Origin of the sequence: Streptomyces sp. NPDC047706 (assembly GCF_043204795.1) — a bacterium.
Classification (GTDB): Bacteria; Actinomycetota; Actinomycetes; order Streptomycetales; family Streptomycetaceae; genus Streptomyces.
This window is the reverse complement of record NZ_JBIDCW010000023.1, coordinates 111,495-129,015: the sequence shown is the minus strand read 5'-3', so window position 1 is coordinate 129,015 and position 17,521 is coordinate 111,495. Positions and strand designations below refer to the sequence as shown.

Genomic DNA, 17,521 nt, shown 5'->3' with positions numbered 1-17,521 from the left:
TCGTCGGCCGCGGCCGCGATCTTCGCCAACGGCCGGCGCTGCGCGAGGGACCATGCCGCCCAGCGGATGGCGGCGCAGCACATCAGGATGCCGATCAGGGTTTAGGGGCTATGCGCTCCAGCACTACTGTCGCAGCTTCGAGGTCGCACCCCTCCAGGCGCGAGAAGACATGTCGTCGCATGCTGGCGAGGTTCGACGGCCACGCCTGCCTGAGGCGCGTCCATCCCGAGCCGGTCAGCACGGCGAGCCAAGCCCGGCCATCGTCGGGGCATTTGACGCGCAGCACGAGCCTCTGGCGCTCCAAGCGCTGCACCACTCTCGTCATGCCACTCAGCGACAGGCCGCACATGGATGCCAGCTCACTCATCCGCAACTGATTGTCCGGCGCCTCCGACAGATGGACGAGCGTCATGTACTCATTACCGTTTATTTCCTGCTCCGCCAGCATTTCGGCATCGACGACACGAGGCAGGAGACTCATCACCCGCCCCAGAGCCCGCAGGAATTCCTCCTCGTGGGGGTGAAGGGGCTCGATCGTCTCGGCATCGTCAGTCATGGGCACAGTGTAATAGGCCTCCAAGTGGACCAGTCCGGGCGCCGACCTCGGTCCGGAGACGTGTCCCACGAACGGCGATCGTCCGCGTTGCTCATGTACTCCTCAACGCCCGGCCTGGTCCTGCCTGCGAAGGCAGGACAGCTTGTTCGTTCAAGTGCCAAGAATGGCGCTCCGGGGAGCGTCCTCGATTCGGCAAGGAAGGCCTTCGGCCTCAGACGGAACATGCCACTCATCCGTCTCACGCGCCAGCTGGTGTCTCCTGGTCACGCCCGTACCGTGCTCGCGCTTCCCGTACAGTGTCCGGCTTGACCTGACCGTCGGCAGCGAGAGCGACAAGCGCCGCAATCACGATCGATTCGGGGTCGACTCCGAAGTGGCGGCGCACTGCTTCCCTGGTGCCGGACAGCCCGAATCCGTCCGTGCCCAGCGAATGCCACGGCTGCGGCACCCACTGGCTGATCTGGTCCGGAACCGTTCGCATCCAGTCACTGACCGCGAGCACCGGACCCGGGGCGCCGGCCAGTGCCCGTGTGACGTACGGCGTGCGCTCCTCTCCTCGCAGCCGAGCGGTGTCACATTCCAGGGCATCGCGCCGCAGCTCGCTCCAAGACGTGGCTGACCAAATGTCGGCGGCCACGCCCCACTCCTCGGCGAGCAGCCGCTGGGCTTCCAGTACCCAGTGGATTGCGGTGCCGGAGGCCAGGAGTTGCAGACGCGGGGCGTCGGCCGGATGGTGCGACTCGGCCTTCCGGAAGCGATACAGCCCCTTGATGATGCCTTCTTCCACGCCGGGTTCGCGTGGCATCGGGGGTTGGATCCTGGGCTCGTTGTAGACGGTGAGGTAGTAGAAGACATCTTCAGGGTCCGCCCCGTACATGCGCCGCAGCCCCTCCCGGACGATGGTGGCGATCTCGTAGGCGAAGGCGGGGTCGTAGGCGACGGCTGCCGGGTTCGTGGAAGCGATGAGGTGTGAGTGGCCGTCACCGTGCTGCAGGCCCTCGCCGGTCATGGTGGTGCGGCCGGCAGTGGCCCCTACGAGGAATCCGCGGCCGAGTTGGTCGGCCAGTGCCCACATCTGGTCGGCCGTGCGCTGCCAGCCGAACATGGCGTAGAAGATGTAGAAGGGGATCATTGGTTCGCCGTGCGTCGCATAGGACGTGGCGGCGGCCGTGAAGGAAGCCATGGAGCCGGCCTCGGTGATGCCCTCGTTGAGGACCTGGCCGTCCCGAGCCTCCTTGTAGTGCAGCAATTGGTCGCGGTCGACGGCCTCGTAGTTCTGGCCGACCGGGGAGTAGATCCCGAAGGCGGGGAAGTACGACTCCATACCGAAGGTGCGGGCCTCGTCCGGGATGATGGGCACCCATCGCCGTCCGGTGTCCGGTTCCCGCATCAGGTCCTTCACGAGACGCACCAGAGCCGTGGTCGTTGCGACTTCCTGGTTCTGGGAGCCCTTTGCCGCCGCCGTGAAGGGCTTGTCACTCGGGGAGGGCAGGGCTACGGGGAGGAACCTGCGGACGGGAGCGGGACCGCCCAGTGCCGCCCGGCGCTCGTGGAGATAGCGCACCTCGGGAGATTCGGTACCCGGGTGGGCGTAGGGCATCAGCTCGGTGTCGAGCTCGCCGTCCGGGATCGGAAGGTCGAGCAGGTCACGCAGCGCGCGAGCCTCCCTGCCCGTGAGCTTCTTCATCTGGTGGTTGGCGTTGCGTGACGCGAACGAGTCGCCGAGTGTGTGGCCCTTGACGGTCTGGGCGAGCACCACCGTCGGCGCGCCGTGGTGCCGCATCGCCGCGTCGTACGCGGCGTGGACCTTGCGCGGCTCGTGGCCGGCACGCGAGGTGTGGAAGCAGTCGATGATCTGTGCGTCGGTCAGCACCTTCGCCATGTCGGCCAGCGCCGGATCACCTTCGAAGAAGTGCCGCCGGATGTAGGCGGCGTCTCGGGTGGCGTACGTCTGGAACTGCCCGTCGGGCACAGCGCGCAGCCGCCTCAGGAGCGCACCGGTGGTGTCCAGGGCGAGGACATCGTCCCAGGCGGTGCCCCACAGCGCTTTCACGACGTGCCAGCCCGCGGCGCGGAACTGGGCTTCCAGCTCCTGGACGATCTTGTGGTTGGCTCGCACCGGTCCGTCGAGTCGCTGAAGGTTGCAGTTGACGACGAAGGTGAGGTTGTCGAGTCGGTCCCGTCCCGCGAGGGCCAGAGCGGCAGTCGACTCCGGTTCGTCCATCTCACCGTCACCGAGGAATGCCCAGACATGCGAGGCTGACGTGTCCTTGATGCCGCGGTGATGCAGGTAGCGGTTGAATCGTGCCTGGTGAACGGCGGACAGCGGACCCAGGCCCATGGACACGGTGGGGAACTCCCACAGCCACGGCAGCCGACGGGGGTGTGGGTAGGAGGGCAGGCCATCACCGTCCGGTTCCTGCCGGAAGCGGTCGAGTTGCGCCGCGGTGAGTCTGCCGTCCAGAAACGCTCGGGCGTAGATGCCGGGCGAGGCATGGCCCTGGAGGAAGAGCTGGTCGCCAGAGCCGTCCGCGTCCTTGCCGCGGAAGAAGTGGTTGAAGCCGGTCTCGTAGAGCCATGCGGCCGACGCGTAGGTCGCGATGTGGCCGCCGAGCCCGTAACGGCTTCCGCGGGTCACCATCGCAGCGGCGTTCCAGCGGTTCCACGCGGTGATGCGCCGCTCGATCGCCTCGTCGCCCGGGAAGGACGGTTCGGCGGCCGTGGGAATGCTGTTGACGTAGTCGCTCTCCAGAAGCCCGGGCAGGAGCAAGCCGGCACGCTCGGCCTGTTCGAGGGTGCGTCGTATGAGGTACGTGGCTCGGCCTGGGCCGGCGGCCGCGACGACGCCGTCGACGGACTCCGCCCACTCGGCCGTCTCCTCGGGGTCGCGGTCGGGGATCTGGTCGAGTTCGCTCGGCTGGCCCTGGTTGTCTTCGATCATGTCGAACTCCTTCCTCATGCTTCTTACAGCACGGCCCCCCGCATTTCTGGATGATGTCTATCCAGATTCTGATCCGCAACAGGTGCAACGGGAGTCAGACCAAGTCTGACGCGAGCACATGGCGCCGCCTCTTACCGCACGGCGACGTGCTCCGCTGCCTCAAACCGCAGCGCGAGACCATCACCCATTGCCATATCTGGATGGTAAGACTCCAGATTTAGACCGTCAAGTGGCATCTCCTGACGCACACACGGAGGGACGCCCACCACTCTCTGATGGACCGGGCCTCACGTTCTGTCACTCGGGGACCACATTGACATTATCAATAGCTAATGAATACATTCCCCTACACGGTGACCACTCGGCCGTCCGTTCCGTCGCCACACCCCTTGGCTCACCGCGGAGCCGGTCACCTCATCCCGCTGTCCGCGAGCCGGGGCTCAACGCCGCGATCGAAGGCGACCTCAGTCGTGGCCACACCTACCTCAACGAACAGCTCTGCGCCTCAACCAGCACTTGGACGCTCCAGCATGACGACGCCACTTGATCACTACTTCCAGATCGTGGACTCGGCGCACATTGCCGGGTCCGCGCTTGACGCGCTGGCCGACATCTTCACCGAGGATGCGGTGGTGACGCACAGCGGAGAGATGGCCCGAGGCTGGGGGGAGATCATCGACCTGCATCGAGCACATGCGGCCAACTGGGCGGAAGTCGCGCTGCATTGGACCACCGCGCCCCCAGAAGCCGGCGGCTCCCTCAGTGGACGCTGGAGGCAGGAGGGGCAGGACCCCCTGGGCAGGGCATGCAGGGGCAGCGGCGGCATCAAGGTAGCGTTGGCCCCCGACGGGCGAATCTCCCGTCTCCACCTCACCCTCACCGATGGATCTGATCGAGCCCGGGTAATCATCGCCAAACACCTGGAAGTCTGGATGATCGTGGATCCGGGCGAGCGCGCCGAAGCGATGGAGGGCATCTACACCGAGCACGTCAGGTTCATGGAGCCGGACAACGTTTTCGTGGGCCGTGATGCCCTCAACGATTACGTCGATGCCGTGCAGCGTAAGGCTCCGCACCTGGGTGGTCGTGTTGTCGTGCATTCCCAGAACAGAAATTACATCCACTGGGTGGGGAGTTTTGCCTTTTCAGGCGCCATGACAGTGGTCGGGTCGGAGGTGCTCCGTCTCAACGGAGATCTGATCGATGAGGTCGTCGTCTTCGGTTCCGACGGGACGTCGTTGTAAACGGGCTGAGTGAAGGGTGCGTCCACCGCCCACACGCACCGCCACTCCTACACGACAGCCGTCGACGACCTCCCCGCCGACCGAGCTCACGGCCTGCTGCATGCTCTGCGCAAGGCGGACCCGGACTACTTCCTGCTCGACGGCACTCCGGCAACGTACGATCGGGCCGGCGACAGCCGGGCCGACATCTCACACAAGCACCACCGACACGCGGTGAACGTGCAGATGGTGACCCACCCGCCGGACGGCAGCTGTCGCTCCCGCCGACGACGCCCGCCCCCGCGCACGATCTCACTGCGGCCCGCGCCCACCACATCATCAGGATCTGTGAACACCAGGCCATCCCGATCATCGCCGACCGCGCCTGCATCGAAGCCCGCCCATGGGTGACAACACCCCTCACACGCCCGCCCGGCCATGACCTCACCCCCGACCCAGCCAACCGACAACCGGCGGCCGTGCTCACTCTGGAGCGGCAGCGCTCAAAGAGCTCAGTTGACGCGGGTGGCCCCTGCGACCAGTTCGTGGTCCGGGCTGAAGACGACGACCCTCTCGATCAGGTCTCCGGATGTATAGAGAACTTCCCATCCGGTAGCAGTGCTGTCGTCCGGGAGGATCGCGGTCCACTGAAAGAGAACCGTATTCTCATTCTGATAGCAATCACCCACCTCCATACCCGAAAGCGGAGTCCTGTTTTGCGCGGCGTCGATGTAGTGGTTCAACTCCTCCCGCCCTTGAAGGACGCGGTCGGGTTCAGGTTCCATGAAAGTGATGTCGTGGGCGTAGATGCCCTCCATCGCGACGCCGCGTGCACATGGGTCCGGGATTGTCCAGACCTGCATGTGCTTGGCCGCGAGCAGCCTGGCTCGGTTCGAGGCACTGGTGAGGGAGAGGTTGAGGTAAGAGATTCGACCATATATGTCCAGAATTGTCACGACTTGACCGCAGGCGAAGGATCGCCCGTCTCGCAGGTCGAGCCGTTCTTCGCGCCACTGACCGGCGATGGCGCCCCGATCCCCCACCGAGGCCCAGCACGAGTACGTGCCGCTCCCGCTCTTTCTCGCTTTTCGTTGCAGGAACGCAACTGCTCGCTCCTTGCCCTGCACGAACTCTCCACAGTGCATGATCAAGACGTTCTCCGCCAACATCTCGAACACGTGACCCATGCTGGACCCATCGCTGTCGGCTCGGTTCAACGCGTCGAAGTAGTGATCGAGTGGCGTCGTCATTCGATCTCCGGGTGTCCTCTGCTATGGCTGCATGGCATCGATCCTGTCACCGCGCCGTACGCAATTCTATTTCGACCGGCGATGGCGAACGGTGCCGCCACTTTGCTTGTTGCGTCAATGTTCGAACCTTTGGGAGTATATACGCACAATGATGGCCGGTGTCGATACCCGCGCTTCTCGGCGCACCGTGCCGCGGATCGTTCGCGTCGCGTGGAAGCGCACTCCGCCGCGGACGGAGCCGAGGTCTACGTCGACCGTGGCGGCGACGCGGCGGCGAGCGGTCCTTGCGCCACCGCGGGAAGTCAGTCGCGAGAATGCCCGACAGTCGCGTCCACGTCAAAGGCTCTGGCGCTGCCTACGGCGCGCGGATGCAGCTACGTTTCTCCGCCGGCGACTGCATTTACACCGCGGCCGGCCTGACCGGGCAACCACACGACTTCGACCACTCCGGCCGGGGCGCGGTGGCCGGCAGTCAGCACGTCGAGTACTGCTACACGCCTTGACGCCGATCTACTGCTGCTTGACCGGGCTGACGGATGCAACCCCGGCCACCCAGGCCTGCCCGGGGCATCCGCGAAGTCGACCAGCCTCGCTACGATGCGAGGCATCATCGATATCAAGGGAGTGACCGGTTGTGCCCAGCCAATCAGCCGCCTCGCTCCGATCGCGGTACGTCGAGCAGGCCGCGTCGGACCTGGAGAAGAACCGTCGCCTGCAAGGGGAACTGGCAGAAAAGATAAGGGTGCTGAAGCAGGAGGAGGCCTTGCTCGTCGACATCCTGACTCTTGCGGAGCGTTATGTGGATTCCTCGGACGCGTCACCACACCGGGAGAGGGCGGACACAGAAGTCGCAGCTCCTCGGCAGGAGGCGGTGAGTGAGGACATGCCCGCCGGCGTCGGCGAGTCCCCCGACCATGCACCCACCAAGCGGAGAAGTGGCGGAGGCACCTCTGGCTCCAGCGCGGTGAGCAGGAATCGTCGACCTCCGCTCGGTGACATCTTGGCGGAACTGCTCAGCAGTCATGACGAACCGCGGCATGCGAAGGAACTACGGGACGAACTGCTGGAGAAGCATCCTGGGAGGACGCCCACGCCCCAGGTCGTACGGAATACGTTGGAGTCGTTGGTCGCCAAGGGGAAGATCAGGCGTTACAAGCAGAAGCGGTCGGTCCTGTACACACTCGCTGAGTCCCATGTCCGGAAGGCCGTCACCGCGTCGGTCGGCGACACCTGACACTTCATGGCTCTGCGCTCGGGCCGACGGTTGCCCGTCCGGACCCGGCGTCCGAGCGCAGAGTCAAGTCGCCGCACCTGCGAGTGCCGATGGCGGGGGCCTCCTGGAGTGCCCACTCCATGGCCGGCCATCGCTCGATCCCCGCAGGCGGCACGGGGAGAGGCCGCGGCCGTTCCCGACGGTGCGGCAGCGACCGCCCACCCGGGCTTCGGCCGGGTACAGATGGCGACACAAGCGCATCCTCACCGGAGACCTCGGGCGTTCGCTTCGCTCGGCCGGTGCCATCGGCACCGGCCCTGACACTGTTTGGCCCTCAGGCTCGTAGACAGCTCGTCTGAGGAGAGCTGACGCGAGCAGCCGCTGCCCCCGGGGCTGGATCGTCGGAACCTCCGCGTTGGTATGCAGCCTGGATACGATGCCGTGCATCATCGATTTCAAGGGAGTACCGGTTGTGCCCCATCAATCAGCCGCCTCACTCAGGGCGCGGTACGTCGAGCAGGCCGCAGCAGACTTGGAGGAAAACCGCTGTCTGCAGGGGGAGTTGGCAGCGAGGATCAAGGCCCTGCAGCAGGAGGAAGCCCTGCTGGTCGACATCCTGGCGCTCGCGAAACGTCATGCTGGTTCCACTGAGCAGCGGCAGGAGATCGCTGGTGGGCGAGGCAGCGAGCAGGGCGCCGATGCCGGGGTGCGGAACAGGTCCGGTCAGCCTCTCCTGGGGGACATCCTGACCGAACTGCTCGGCGAGTACGACGAACCGCGGCATGCGAAGGAACTACGGGACGAGCTGCTGGAGAAGCATCCGGGACGGGCGTCGACGCCCCAGGTCGTACGTAACACGTTGGAATCCCTCGTCGCCAAGGGCAAGGTCAGGCGCGACAAGCAGAACCGCTCAGTTCTGTACGCACTCATCGTGCCCGCTGCTCCGAAGGCTGCCAGCGCGTCGATGAGCGACGCCTGACGTCTCTGCCCTTCGTCGCTCGCACCGAGCCGACGCAGCGCGAACGGGCCGCCTACAGCGGCGGGAACACGGCAGGCCGCAGCACCACTCACAGCAACAATCCCGAAGGTCGTCGAACGACCCCGACCCGTAGGCGCTGCGCAGGGGTGGCGCTTCTACCAGGGTGCCCGGTATCGAGTTCAAGCACGCGGCCGCTACCGCTCCGCTTGTCACGATCACGGCGACGGCGGCGGATACGTGTGGGGTACGCACCCGAGCGGACTCCGGGGCCGGAAGCGCGGCATGACCTCACAAACAGCCCGAGAGTCTGGTCGTGAGAAATCCGCGCCTTCTCGGGATCGGCTTCGTACAGCGCGGCCGCACCACGAGGTCGTCATCAGATTTGCCCTCCAGTTCTGCGAGCGACAAGCCCTCGGCCGCACCGGTGCCGTGGAATACACCGCGGCGGCTCGGTCACAGCCAATGACCACGTTGCGGCGGTCGTTATCAGGATAAAATCATATCCAGTTTTACATATGCCGACGCACACCCTCAGGCGTATACCCCACGGGTGAGGGAGAAGGGTTGCGGCCGTGTGTCGCGCCACGGCCCGGCGCACCTGGCGCCGCTTGCCCATCAGAGGGGAAGAGTACCCGCACTCAGTGGCACGTCCTGCCGACGCGTCACCTGCTTGACATGTCAAGTATTCATGGTGATGATCGAGTCAGCACGTCGGAGATCGGCACGCTGATGTTCCGCCTGAGCGCTCGCAGCATGTGCAACGTGCTGAATCTGGACATCCCTCGACCAGGGTGGCCAGATACGTGTCTATGTTCGTACTGCTTCCCGATGGCTGCCGTGTGTGAAGCCTCAGCCTGGGTGCTCGCCACCACCCCCGGCGACGAACAGAGTTGTCTCACATCCGACCCATCTCACACCCGATCCATCTCACACACACGTGGCAGCCCGGCACCACAACTGCCTCGCCCGTGCCGCGCCCTATCGCTTGACGAGGCGCCAAATCGTTGACATCGCGCAGCGACCGCGCTCCAGCGCGACGTGCGCCGAACTGGAAATCCACGCATGCCTTCCGCGCAAGAACACGTGCCACAAAGCTACGCGCATCAACCTGTGGCGGCCATCGCCGACAGCACCGACCCGGCCAGTAATACTCCGCTCCCCTCAGGAGACGGGCAGCCTCCCCGCCCACGTCGTTCGTGGAAGGGAGCACGGGCACTCCTCGTCCGACTGCACTTCTACGCCGGCGTATTCGTTGCACCCCTGCTGCTCGTGGCAGCGCTCACAGGGCTTGCCTACACCTTCACACCACAACTCGACCGACTCGTCTACGACGAGCAGCTCCGCGTCGAAGAGGTGGGTACGACGCCGCGACCGCTGGGCGACCAGATCATCGCCGCCCGGGAAGCCCATCCTGACGGCACCTTGTCCTCGGTCGTCACCCCGTCCGGCCCAGAGGACACCACACGAGTGGTGCTGTCCGTTCCGGAACTGGGCGAGAAGCAACGTACGGTCTTCGTCGACCCCTACACCGCTGAGGTGCAGGGAGAACTTACCACCTGGTACGGATCGACGCCTCTCACCACTTGGCTGGACGATCTGCATCGCAACCTCCACCTCGGTGAGGCAGGCCGGCTCTACTCCGAAACCGCGGCGAGCTGGCTGTGGGTGATCGTCGCCGGGGGTCTGCTCCTGTGGCTGGGACGCGCCCGTGGACGGCGGACCGGATCCGCACGGGGAATCTTGCTGCCCGACCACGGCGCTCGCGGAGTTCGGCGCACGCGCAGTTTGCACGCAGCCACCGGAGTATGGCTCGCCATCGGGCTGTTCTGCCTCAGTGCCACCGGCCTGACATGGTCCCACTACGCCGGGGATCGATTCGGAGACTTCCTCGACGCGACCGGCGGCCGTCCTCCGGCACTGGTGACGACACTGCCGGGTGACGCTCGAGCAGAGGAGGGCGATCACGCGGAACATGCCGGGCACGGCGCATCAGGTGCGGAAGTGCCGGTGAACCCCGCTCACTTCGACTCGGCGCTTGCCGCGGCCCGTGCCGTCGGCCTGAGCGGCAAGGTGGAGGTCACTCCGCCCGTTGACGAGGCGAACGCCTGGACGGTCGCCCAGGACGACCCGCAGTGGCCGGTGCACTACGACCGGGTCGCCGTGGATGCCGTCACTGGGCAGGTCACCTCCGAAAGCCGGTGGGCCGACTACCCCGTGTCAGCCAAACTCAGCAAACTCGGCGTGCAAGCCCACATGGGCCGGCTGTTCGGTGTCGCCAACCAGATCGTGCTCGCTCTGATCGCACTCGGTCTCGTCTTCGTGCTCCTCTGGGGCTACCGGATGTGGTGGCAGCGCCGACCCACCCGTACCAGACGGCTTGGCCGAGCACCGGCGCGCGGCGCGTGGCGGCAAGTGCCCCTGCCGCTGCTGCTGACAGGCGTGCCGGTCGTGGCCGCTGTGGGTTGGGCCCTGCCCGTTCTGGGGGTCACCCTGCTGGGCTTCCTCGTCGTCGACGTGGCGGTCGGCGTCATCCTGCGCACGCGGACGGACACAGCAACGTAGCAACTGCCTCGGCCGCGGGGTGCCTCCGCAAACCGCGCACCCAGCCCCGGCAACAGCCCGCTCCCGCGGTATCACGCCGCCCTCCTCGACCCACTCCGACCACAGTTGGCGCACCTGATCAAGGCAGCGCCGCCACCTATCAGCAACCGCCCATAGCCGCAGGCCGAAACGGTCGCGCCGGGTTCACCCGCCCAACACATCCCAGAACCAGGACACATATTCCATGGCAGAACACTCCAGGCGATCAGTCCTCGGCATAGCGGGCATCACCACAGCCGCCATCGCCGTCGGCGGCGCCGCGCTCGTCAACAGCAACAGTGCGACGGCGCAGAAGGTGCCCGCCGAGACCCTGGACGGGGTCAGCAAGCCGACCCATTCGCGCCTGACCCCCTTCAAGGACCGGTTGCGGGTTCCTCCGACGCTGCGTCCCCACTCCAGCGACATCCTGGACATCGACCTGGTCGACACGTATCAGCGCCTGCACTCGCAGATGCCGGCGACTCGACTGTGGACCTATGACGGCCACTTCCCCGGCCCGACCATCGAAGTGCGCAGCAAGCGCAAGGCACGCGTCTCCTGGAACAACAGACTGAGCGGCACTACTCCCGTCAAGGCCGTGTGGGTGCACCCCGAGGGCCCCGGGCCGGGCCTCCTGCCGTACAACCGCCCCGGGTCGGAGGGCGGGTTCCCCAGGCCGGAGATCGACAGCCTGACCGCCTGGACATCGGTCCACGTACACGGCGGCCACCAGAACGCCCTCAACGACGGTGCGGCGGAGTTCGGAGTGACTCCCGGGAACTCGCAGTTGGGCGAACTCGCCAACGACCAGGCAGCGGCGCACCTCTTCTACCACGACCACGCCATGGCAGTGACAGCCCTGAACGTGGCTGCCGGACTGATCGGCAACTACCTGGTGCGCGACGAGGAAGAGGAGCGGCTGCGTCTCCCCCGAGGGAAGTACGAGATCCCCCTCATGATCCAGGACGTCAACTTCGAGACGGACGAGAGGGGGCGACTCACCGGACAGATCCTGGCCAAGCGGATCATCCCCGGCGAGGGAGCACCCGAGCCGGACACCATTCCTCCGGCGCTGGCGAGCCTCAACCCCTTCACCATGGTCAACGGAGTGGTGTGGCCCTACCTCGACGTGGAGGCACGCGCGTACCGACTGCGCGTGGTGAACGTCTCCGGCGCCCGCGCCTACCGTCTTGCCGTCGTCGACGAGGAGACCGGCAAGATCGTCAAGGGCGCCATGAAGCTCGTCGGAACGGATCTTGGCCTGCTCGGCAAGCCGCAGACCATCGACGAGGCGCTGTCGCTCTCCCCGGCTGAACGCGCCGATGTCGTCATCGACTTCGCAGCTCTGTCCGGAAAGCGGCTGAAGCTCGTCAACACCATCCCCGGCCAGACTCCGGGCCTGCCCCTGCCCGACTTCGCCATGCCCTTCCCTGAAGTCATGCAGTTCCGTGTGGAGAAGCGGCGCGGCGCCGCGTACTCGCTGCCCGCTACTCTTGCGTCTTCCTTCCGCAAGATCACCGCCGGTGATGTCCCGGACAACGCCACCGAGCGTTTCGTCGTCCTCGGCTTCGACAAGACCGGCGCCATGCCTCAGATGTGGGAGATGGAGGAAGTCGATCCCAAGGTGGGGACGCGTGAGGGAATCGTCCAGATCGAGATGCCGAGCGGAATGAGAACGCTGCGCCGCACCGGCGTCATGTTCGAAGACACCACCACCTTCTTCGCCACGGCCGGCACCTGGGAACGCTGGCACTTCATCAGCGCAGCCCCGGCAGGGGTGCCGATCTACCACCCCATGCACGTCCATCTGATGGACCTGCAGGTCATCGACCGGCGCGCCATAGACGGTTCCGGTCTGGACTTCACGGAGGGCTACACCAAGAAGCCCATCACCCTGGGGGCCGCGCTTCCGGTCGCGCCTGAGGAATCCGGCTGGAAGGACACCATCACCGTCCACGCCAACACTCTGGTCACGGTGGCCGGACGGCTCGCCAAGCAGACGGGCAAGGTGGTGTACCACTGTCACATCTTCGACCACGAAGACGAAGGCATGATGCGTCCGTTCGTCATCATGCCCGCCTCCATCCACAAGGTCCATCACATGATCATGGAGATGAACGGCGCCATGAGTGGCGGGCACCCGGGGCACCACCAGGGGTGACGCGGTAGTCCGCGCCGCCCTGGAGCGCACCCCGGGGCGGCGCGGAACGAAGGCGGGGCCGGCCTTGCGCCGGCCCCGTTCGCATGCCCCGCGGCGTCGTGTGGCGGCGGGCCGCCGCCTCACGACACGCCGACCCGGCGGGCCCCTACGAGGCGACTGCGCTCGTCTCTCGGAGAAGATCGACAACCAGGCGGCTGATCGCAGCCACCTGCGGACCATCTCCGAGGAGCAGGGCGAGCGTAGGCTGCCCCCACACGACATGCCCCGTCGCGCTCCGCCCCGGCACGCTGCCGAGGGCGGTTTCCCGTGAGGCGGAACCGAACGTCCTGGAATGACAGCCCCTTTGGACGCCCTCCTGGAGCTGCCGGAGATCGGCTGCCCGGTCGGGTACTCCGGGGCGGACCGCCCTCGGCATTCGGCCGGCGGTGGTCGAGCCGCGCGTCGCGGCCGCGGACCGCCGGGGGTGCGCACCCGCGGGACCGGCCGAGCGCCTCACCCGGGCCGAGCCCCCCTTTTGTGCCCCGGCCGCATGCTCACGGGCCCGCACGCTGGTCGAGTGGGGACACACGAACGTGCAGTCGACGGCGCCGACGGCATCGGAGTGCTGCTGGACGTGGGCCGGGAGGCCGGTCCCCGGTGCCGTCGGCCGAGCAGCGGCAAAAGCGTTCGTAGTCCGTCGTCCACGGCACGTACCGCTCGGGCAGGTGCCGCCATTCCGCAGGATCCCGTAGACCACGTGACTGACGGAGATCCCGGACCAGGCGGTCCATCCGCTACGGAGTCACCACGGGCCCCGGACCTGTTCGACGTGTGGCAGAGCGGCGCGAACCCTCCGCCTGGTGGCCGTCCCGAGGTTGACGTCAGAATGCGCCCGTCACTGCACAGGCGGCCCATCGACGTATCTGCCGTGCTCGTCGTACGGCCAGGCGTTGGACACGCAGCCATTCAGTCCCTTGATCTGCTGCATCATCACCGGCGCCGGCTTCCCCGGACCAGGGCAGCCGAGGTGTGTGCGGATGCCGATCTCGTGACCGACTTCGTGGTTGATGATGAGGTGGCGGTAGTCCGCCGGAGTCCCGTCGAACTGCGGCGAGCCCAGCGCCCAACGGCGCAGGTTCACCACCACGCCTTGCGACGTCTCACAATTGAGCTCCCCGCGGGTGTCGAGACCTTCCGCCAGGCAGAGTCGGTCAGCCGTGGCGGGTGTGGCGATCTTGATGACGAAATCGGCGTCGGAGGAGACCAACTGGAACGAACCGCGGCCGTGAGCGGCCCAGCTTCGCTCGTGAGCGAGGATGGCCTGAATCTCCGCGGCGGCGCCTTCGGCGGATATGTCTACGCCGTCCTCGACTTGGACGCGGTACCGGTACAGCGGCCCTGAGCCGACCGGACTGCCGGAAGCCTGAGCCGTGGTGAAGGTGCCGGGACCCTCGGCAGGAAGGCTGGGCGGCGGCTTCGGCCGTGGGCTCCTGGTCGGCTGTGACGACGAAGGCGAGGGGCGAGCGGCGCGCTCGGAGTCAGCGGTCGTGGACGAGGCCATGCCCGTTGCGGACGTCGCCGGGACACGTATGGCTGCCGCCTCCGCGCCGGGCTGAAGGGCGTACCGGATGGCCAGGACGCCTCCCCCGGCGATCGTGCTCACCACAAGGGCGGCCAGGGCGACCCGCCGGTATGGGGAGCGACGACTGGCCTTGCGGTGCCGTGTTGCGCGCCGTGGCCGTGCTGTGGTGGGCCTAGGCACGGCGATTGCCTCCGTCCCGCACGGATGCACCGGCTGTCCGGCTCCCGTTCGGTACGGCGAGACAGGTCAGGTCGGCCGACGCTGAGGTGAGCACCTCGGCGGCGGCGACGGCTTGGGGCGGATGCCGATGGGTTACGGCCATGAGGAAGTGCGACTGCCTTTCGGTGAGAGAAGGACGACCACCGACGCAGCAACGTGCGGATCGTCTCGGTCCAGGTCGCGTGGCGCGAGGCGTTCTGGGTACGGTCGCCCCACGTATGCCAGGAGGGGGATCGGGTTACTGCGCAGGTGATCTTCCACCGCGGCCGCTGCCTGCCGGCATGCGCGGGTACCGCCCGTGCGGCAGGCCAGGCCGGTTGACCGGGCGGCGATGGCTGCGGGGGCCGGCACGGTTCACGGAGAGCCCAGGGCGGCCGACCGGGACTCTTGCTGCGACGCCACGGATCCGGTTCAGGATTCCGGGGGGAGAGCCTTGCTGAGAATCAGCATCACCCTTCTGTTGGCCTCTTCGGTGAGCTCGCCCACGCATGCCACGCCGGTAAGGACGGCGTCCGGGTGCTCGGCGCCGACCGGCCGCTGCAGCTTGTACATCTTGGTCCCGGACAGGGAGCGGCAGGCAGGGGATGCCTCGACAAACCGCGGCGTGGAGTCAGTCGTGGCCCTGGCCGCCGCCGGGTCGGTCTCGATCTGGAAGGCCATCAGTGCGCCGATACCGGGGCCGGACACGGGCAGGCAGGCCGACTCGGCCCAGTCGTCGGCTTCGAGGTCGGGACAGGACCTCTCCGGCCTGGCGAGCGGGTTCGTGGAGATGAAGCGCACCGAAGAAGCCTGGTCGCTTCCTGCGGCGATGGTGAGCTGGTTCCAGTCAGGCGGAACAGGCAGGTCCAGATCCGCAACGTCCGGCAGGCTCGACGACGCCGGGTCGGTGGGTGGTGACGCGGGCGGTCGCGTCGTCCGGCCTGCCACATCGGCCGTTCGGTCCGTAACCAGCTGAGGGGACAGAACGACGGCCAGCGCGACGGCCAGCGGCATCGCGGCCGCCGTGGCCGCCGCGGCCTTGAGCCGACGGGTCCGGTGGAACCGCTTGCGTATCCCGGCCATCCGGTCGGGTGGTTCCGGGAGACTCACCTGCCGGTCCAGGAGTACCGCGCGCAGCAGCTCGATCTCCGGGCCGTGATCGTCCTGACCGATGCTCATCCGATCACCTCTGCGGACCGACGGGTTGCGGCAGAGTGCCGCGCAGCGTACGCAGCGCCTTGGCTGCCTGGCTTCTCACGGTTCCGGTGGAGCAGTTCAGAAGGGCCGCGGTCTCCTCCACGCTGCGGTCCTCCAGATACCGAAGCACCACCACGGCACGCTGCCGGGTCGGCAGGCGCCGCAGTGCCTGCCGCACCAGTCGTTCCAGATCGACCTCGCCGTACCGGTCCTGCGGCACGGCGAACTCGGGCAGCGACGCGTGCGGTACTTCCCCCCGCCAGCGCCGCCGCCACCAGGAGGCGTGCACATTGATCATCACACGCCGTACATACGCCTCGGGTTGCTCGTCGTGGATGCGCCGCCACTTGGGCCACGTGCGGGCCAGGGCCGTCTGCAGAAGATCCTCTGCGAGGTGCGCGTCGCCGGTCAGCAGCCAGGCCGAGCGGAGCAGTCGCGGTCCGCACTGACCGACGAACTCCTCGAACTCCGTCCAACCGCTGCGCATGCCGCCCTCGTACCGTCGTGTGATGTGTGCCGGGTGTTTCCACGTTTCCTGAACCGTTCGGCACATCGAAGACGTTGCCCGACGTGGGACACATCACAGGTACCGCACGTTTGCCGCTTGCGGGTCGGACGACCAGACATGACGTGTGAGCCAGGAGGAGTTTCGCTCGACTACCAGTTCACCCCCAGACCCCGCCACCGCCATCAAGATCCAAAGCTGGCTCGACGAACGGACCGTCCCCTGCACCAAGACCCGGCCCCCTGCTCCTGCTCAAGGGCGACCAGGACTCCTCCGTCAAGACCGCCGCCACCAAGCAGGCCGTCCACAACCCCCGCGCCGCCGGCACCCACGCCGACTTCATGCTCTACCCCGGCGAAGAACACTCCGTCCGCGGACCCCGCAGCCAAGGCGGGTCCGGCACCGACGCATCACTGGCTCCACCACAACCGCCGGCCCACGCAACGCTCACTGACCGCGGCAGAGTTCCGGCGACGAGCGCCCGGACCCTGAAGGTCTCCGGGTGATCCGCCTTCAGGTGCGACCCAGTGCCCGGCGGGCGTGCTGCGCGACGCTCGGAGCGTTGGCCAGGGCCACGGCCTGCACCTCGGCGAGACTCTGAGTCGCCAATGTTTTCCTCCAGGCCGCCTCGGCCTCCCCCATGGCGGACCGTACCGCACACGGGAGGGCGAAGCTGCTCTCGGGAACGCGCTCGCCCACAGTGCCGCACTGGCGGATCTCGGCACAGCGAAACAGCGGTTTGTCTCCCTCGACGGCCAGGACCACGTCCAGCATCGACACCGCATCCAGAGGGCGGGCCAGCCGAAATCCGCCCCGCGCCCCAGGGAGGGACTGGAGGATGTCCGCTCGCACCAGCTGCTGGAGCACCTTGTTCAGATATGAAGGTGACATGTCATGGGCTGCTGCGAGCTGCGCGGTTGCCACCGGCTCGTCATCTGGCAGCCATGCCAGATTGAGCAGTGTGTGGACCGCCCACTCGACGCCCTTACTCGTTTGCATCACTGGATACTAAACATCCAGATTCGAGCGGGCAATGCGGAACAAACGTGAGCTGGGCCCTCGCGGGCGGGCGCAGGATCACAACGGTGGTGCGGGCATCCTGCCAGAGCCACGCGTCCCACGCGGCTCAGAGGCCGAAGCCCGTCTCCAACACGCTG

The 17,521-nt window shown here is 66.8% G+C and carries 14 protein-coding genes; 7 read left to right on the top strand and 7 right to left on the bottom strand.

The window, feature by feature from the left end; translation table 11 throughout:
* Positions 1-94 precede the first annotated feature (94 nt).
* Both ACGF8A_RS25705 and aceE read right to left on the bottom strand, forming a co-directional pair.
* Positions 95-556: a MarR family winged helix-turn-helix transcriptional regulator gene (locus ACGF8A_RS25705; protein ID WP_393112034.1), complete on the bottom strand. Its 462-nt coding sequence runs from the start codon at positions 554-556 to the stop codon at positions 95-97.
* A 238-nt stretch (positions 557-794) separates the two neighbouring features.
* Positions 795-3,497, bottom strand: coding sequence for a pyruvate dehydrogenase (acetyl-transferring), homodimeric type (gene aceE, locus ACGF8A_RS25700; protein ID WP_393112032.1), 2,703 nt, complete (start codon positions 3,495-3,497; stop codon positions 795-797).
* Positions 3,498-4,027: 530 nt separating this feature from the next.
* Between aceE and ACGF8A_RS25695 the strand changes: the two genes are divergently transcribed.
* Complete coding sequence (locus tag ACGF8A_RS25695; protein WP_393112030.1) at positions 4,028-4,741, top strand: hypothetical protein; 714 nt, start codon at positions 4,028-4,030, stop codon at positions 4,739-4,741.
* A gap of 491 nt (positions 4,742-5,232) precedes the next feature.
* On the opposite strand, the gene ACGF8A_RS25690 is transcribed toward ACGF8A_RS25695, so the two are convergent.
* Positions 5,233-5,970, bottom strand: coding sequence for a nuclear transport factor 2 family protein (locus ACGF8A_RS25690; protein WP_393112028.1), 738 nt, complete (start codon positions 5,968-5,970; stop codon positions 5,233-5,235).
* Positions 5,971-6,338: 368 nt separating this feature from the next.
* Here ACGF8A_RS25690 and ACGF8A_RS25685 point away from each other — a divergent pair, with 368 nt between their 5' ends.
* From ACGF8A_RS25685 to ACGF8A_RS25665, 5 genes are all read left to right on the top strand, one after another.
* Positions 6,339-6,473 carry a hypothetical protein gene (locus ACGF8A_RS25685; RefSeq protein WP_393112026.1) on the top strand — a complete coding sequence of 45 codons (135 nt, stop codon included), beginning with the start codon at positions 6,339-6,341 and terminating at the stop codon, positions 6,471-6,473.
* Between the two features lie 131 nt (positions 6,474-6,604).
* On the top strand, positions 6,605-7,204 hold the full coding sequence (locus tag ACGF8A_RS25680) for a hypothetical protein (protein ID WP_393112024.1): 600 nt from the start codon (positions 6,605-6,607) through the stop codon (positions 7,202-7,204).
* A 415-nt stretch (positions 7,205-7,619) separates the two neighbouring features.
* Positions 7,620-8,162, top strand: a complete 543-nt coding sequence (locus tag ACGF8A_RS25675) for a hypothetical protein (protein ID WP_393112022.1) — start codon at positions 7,620-7,622, stop codon at positions 8,160-8,162.
* A 1,062-nt stretch (positions 8,163-9,224) separates the two neighbouring features.
* Positions 9,225-10,724 (top strand): PepSY-associated TM helix domain-containing protein, encoded by a 1,500-nt coding sequence (locus ACGF8A_RS25670; protein ID WP_393112020.1) that lies wholly within the window; start codon positions 9,225-9,227, stop codon positions 10,722-10,724.
* A gap of 223 nt (positions 10,725-10,947) precedes the next feature.
* Entirely contained in the window at positions 10,948-12,903 is a 1,956-nt protein-coding gene (locus tag ACGF8A_RS25665) for a multicopper oxidase family protein (protein ID WP_393112018.1), read from the top strand.
* A gap of 874 nt (positions 12,904-13,777) precedes the next feature.
* Here the strand turns inward: ACGF8A_RS25665 and ACGF8A_RS25660 are convergent.
* The 3 genes from ACGF8A_RS25660 to ACGF8A_RS25650 all read right to left on the bottom strand — a co-directional run bounded on the left by ACGF8A_RS25660 (position 13,778) and on the right by ACGF8A_RS25650 (position 16,346).
* Complete coding sequence (locus tag ACGF8A_RS25660) at positions 13,778-14,443, bottom strand: DUF3152 domain-containing protein (RefSeq protein WP_393112016.1); 666 nt, start codon at positions 14,441-14,443, stop codon at positions 13,778-13,780.
* A 651-nt stretch (positions 14,444-15,094) separates the two neighbouring features.
* On the bottom strand, positions 15,095-15,841 hold the full coding sequence (locus tag ACGF8A_RS25655) for a hypothetical protein (protein WP_393112014.1): 747 nt from the start codon (positions 15,839-15,841) through the stop codon (positions 15,095-15,097).
* 4 nt (positions 15,842-15,845) lie between these two features.
* Positions 15,846-16,346, bottom strand: a complete 501-nt coding sequence (locus ACGF8A_RS25650) for a SigE family RNA polymerase sigma factor (protein WP_393112012.1) — start codon at positions 16,344-16,346, stop codon at positions 15,846-15,848.
* 260 nt (positions 16,347-16,606) lie between these two features.
* Between ACGF8A_RS25650 and ACGF8A_RS25645 the strand changes: the two genes are divergently transcribed.
* Positions 16,607-16,870 (top strand): hypothetical protein, encoded by a 264-nt coding sequence (locus tag ACGF8A_RS25645; protein ID WP_393112066.1) that lies wholly within the window; start codon positions 16,607-16,609, stop codon positions 16,868-16,870.
* A 7-nt stretch (positions 16,871-16,877) separates the two neighbouring features.
* Here the strand turns inward: ACGF8A_RS25645 and ACGF8A_RS25640 are convergent, their stop codons facing one another.
* Positions 16,878-17,363: an RrF2 family transcriptional regulator gene (locus ACGF8A_RS25640; RefSeq protein WP_393112010.1), complete on the bottom strand. Its 486-nt coding sequence runs from the start codon at positions 17,361-17,363 to the stop codon at positions 16,878-16,880.
* Positions 17,364-17,521: the final 158 nt, after the last annotated feature.

What these genes read in the sequence shown, in the direction of transcription:
- ACGF8A_RS25705 (WP_393112034.1), bottom strand. Translation starts at nt 556, where the DNA reads ATGACTGACGATGCCGAGACGATCGAGCCCCTTCACCCCCACGAGGAG.
- aceE (WP_393112032.1), bottom strand. Translation starts at nt 3,497, where the DNA reads ATGATCGAAGACAACCAGGGCCAGCCGAGCGAACTCGACCAGATCCCC.
- ACGF8A_RS25695 (WP_393112030.1), top strand. Translation starts at nt 4,028, where the DNA reads ATGACGACGCCACTTGATCACTACTTCCAGATCGTGGACTCGGCGCAC.
- ACGF8A_RS25690 (WP_393112028.1), bottom strand. Translation starts at nt 5,970, where the DNA reads ATGACGACGCCACTCGATCACTACTTCGACGCGTTGAACCGAGCCGAC.
- ACGF8A_RS25685 (WP_393112026.1), top strand. Translation starts at nt 6,339, where the DNA reads ATGCAGCTACGTTTCTCCGCCGGCGACTGCATTTACACCGCGGCCGGC.
- ACGF8A_RS25675 (WP_393112022.1), top strand. Translation starts at nt 7,620, where the DNA reads ATGCCGTGCATCATCGATTTCAAGGGAGTACCGGTTGTGCCCCATCAA.
- ACGF8A_RS25670 (WP_393112020.1), top strand. Translation starts at nt 9,225, where the DNA reads ATGCCTTCCGCGCAAGAACACGTGCCACAAAGCTACGCGCATCAACCT.
- ACGF8A_RS25665 (WP_393112018.1), top strand. Translation starts at nt 10,948, where the DNA reads ATGGCAGAACACTCCAGGCGATCAGTCCTCGGCATAGCGGGCATCACC.
- ACGF8A_RS25660 (WP_393112016.1), bottom strand. Translation starts at nt 14,443, where the DNA reads ATGGCCTCGTCCACGACCGCTGACTCCGAGCGCGCCGCTCGCCCCTCG.
- ACGF8A_RS25655 (WP_393112014.1), bottom strand. Translation starts at nt 15,841, where the DNA reads ATGAGCATCGGTCAGGACGATCACGGCCCGGAGATCGAGCTGCTGCGC.
- ACGF8A_RS25650 (WP_393112012.1), bottom strand. Translation starts at nt 16,346, where the DNA reads ATGCGCAGCGGTTGGACGGAGTTCGAGGAGTTCGTCGGTCAGTGCGGA.
- ACGF8A_RS25640 (WP_393112010.1), bottom strand. Translation starts at nt 17,363, where the DNA reads ATGCAAACGAGTAAGGGCGTCGAGTGGGCGGTCCACACACTGCTCAAT.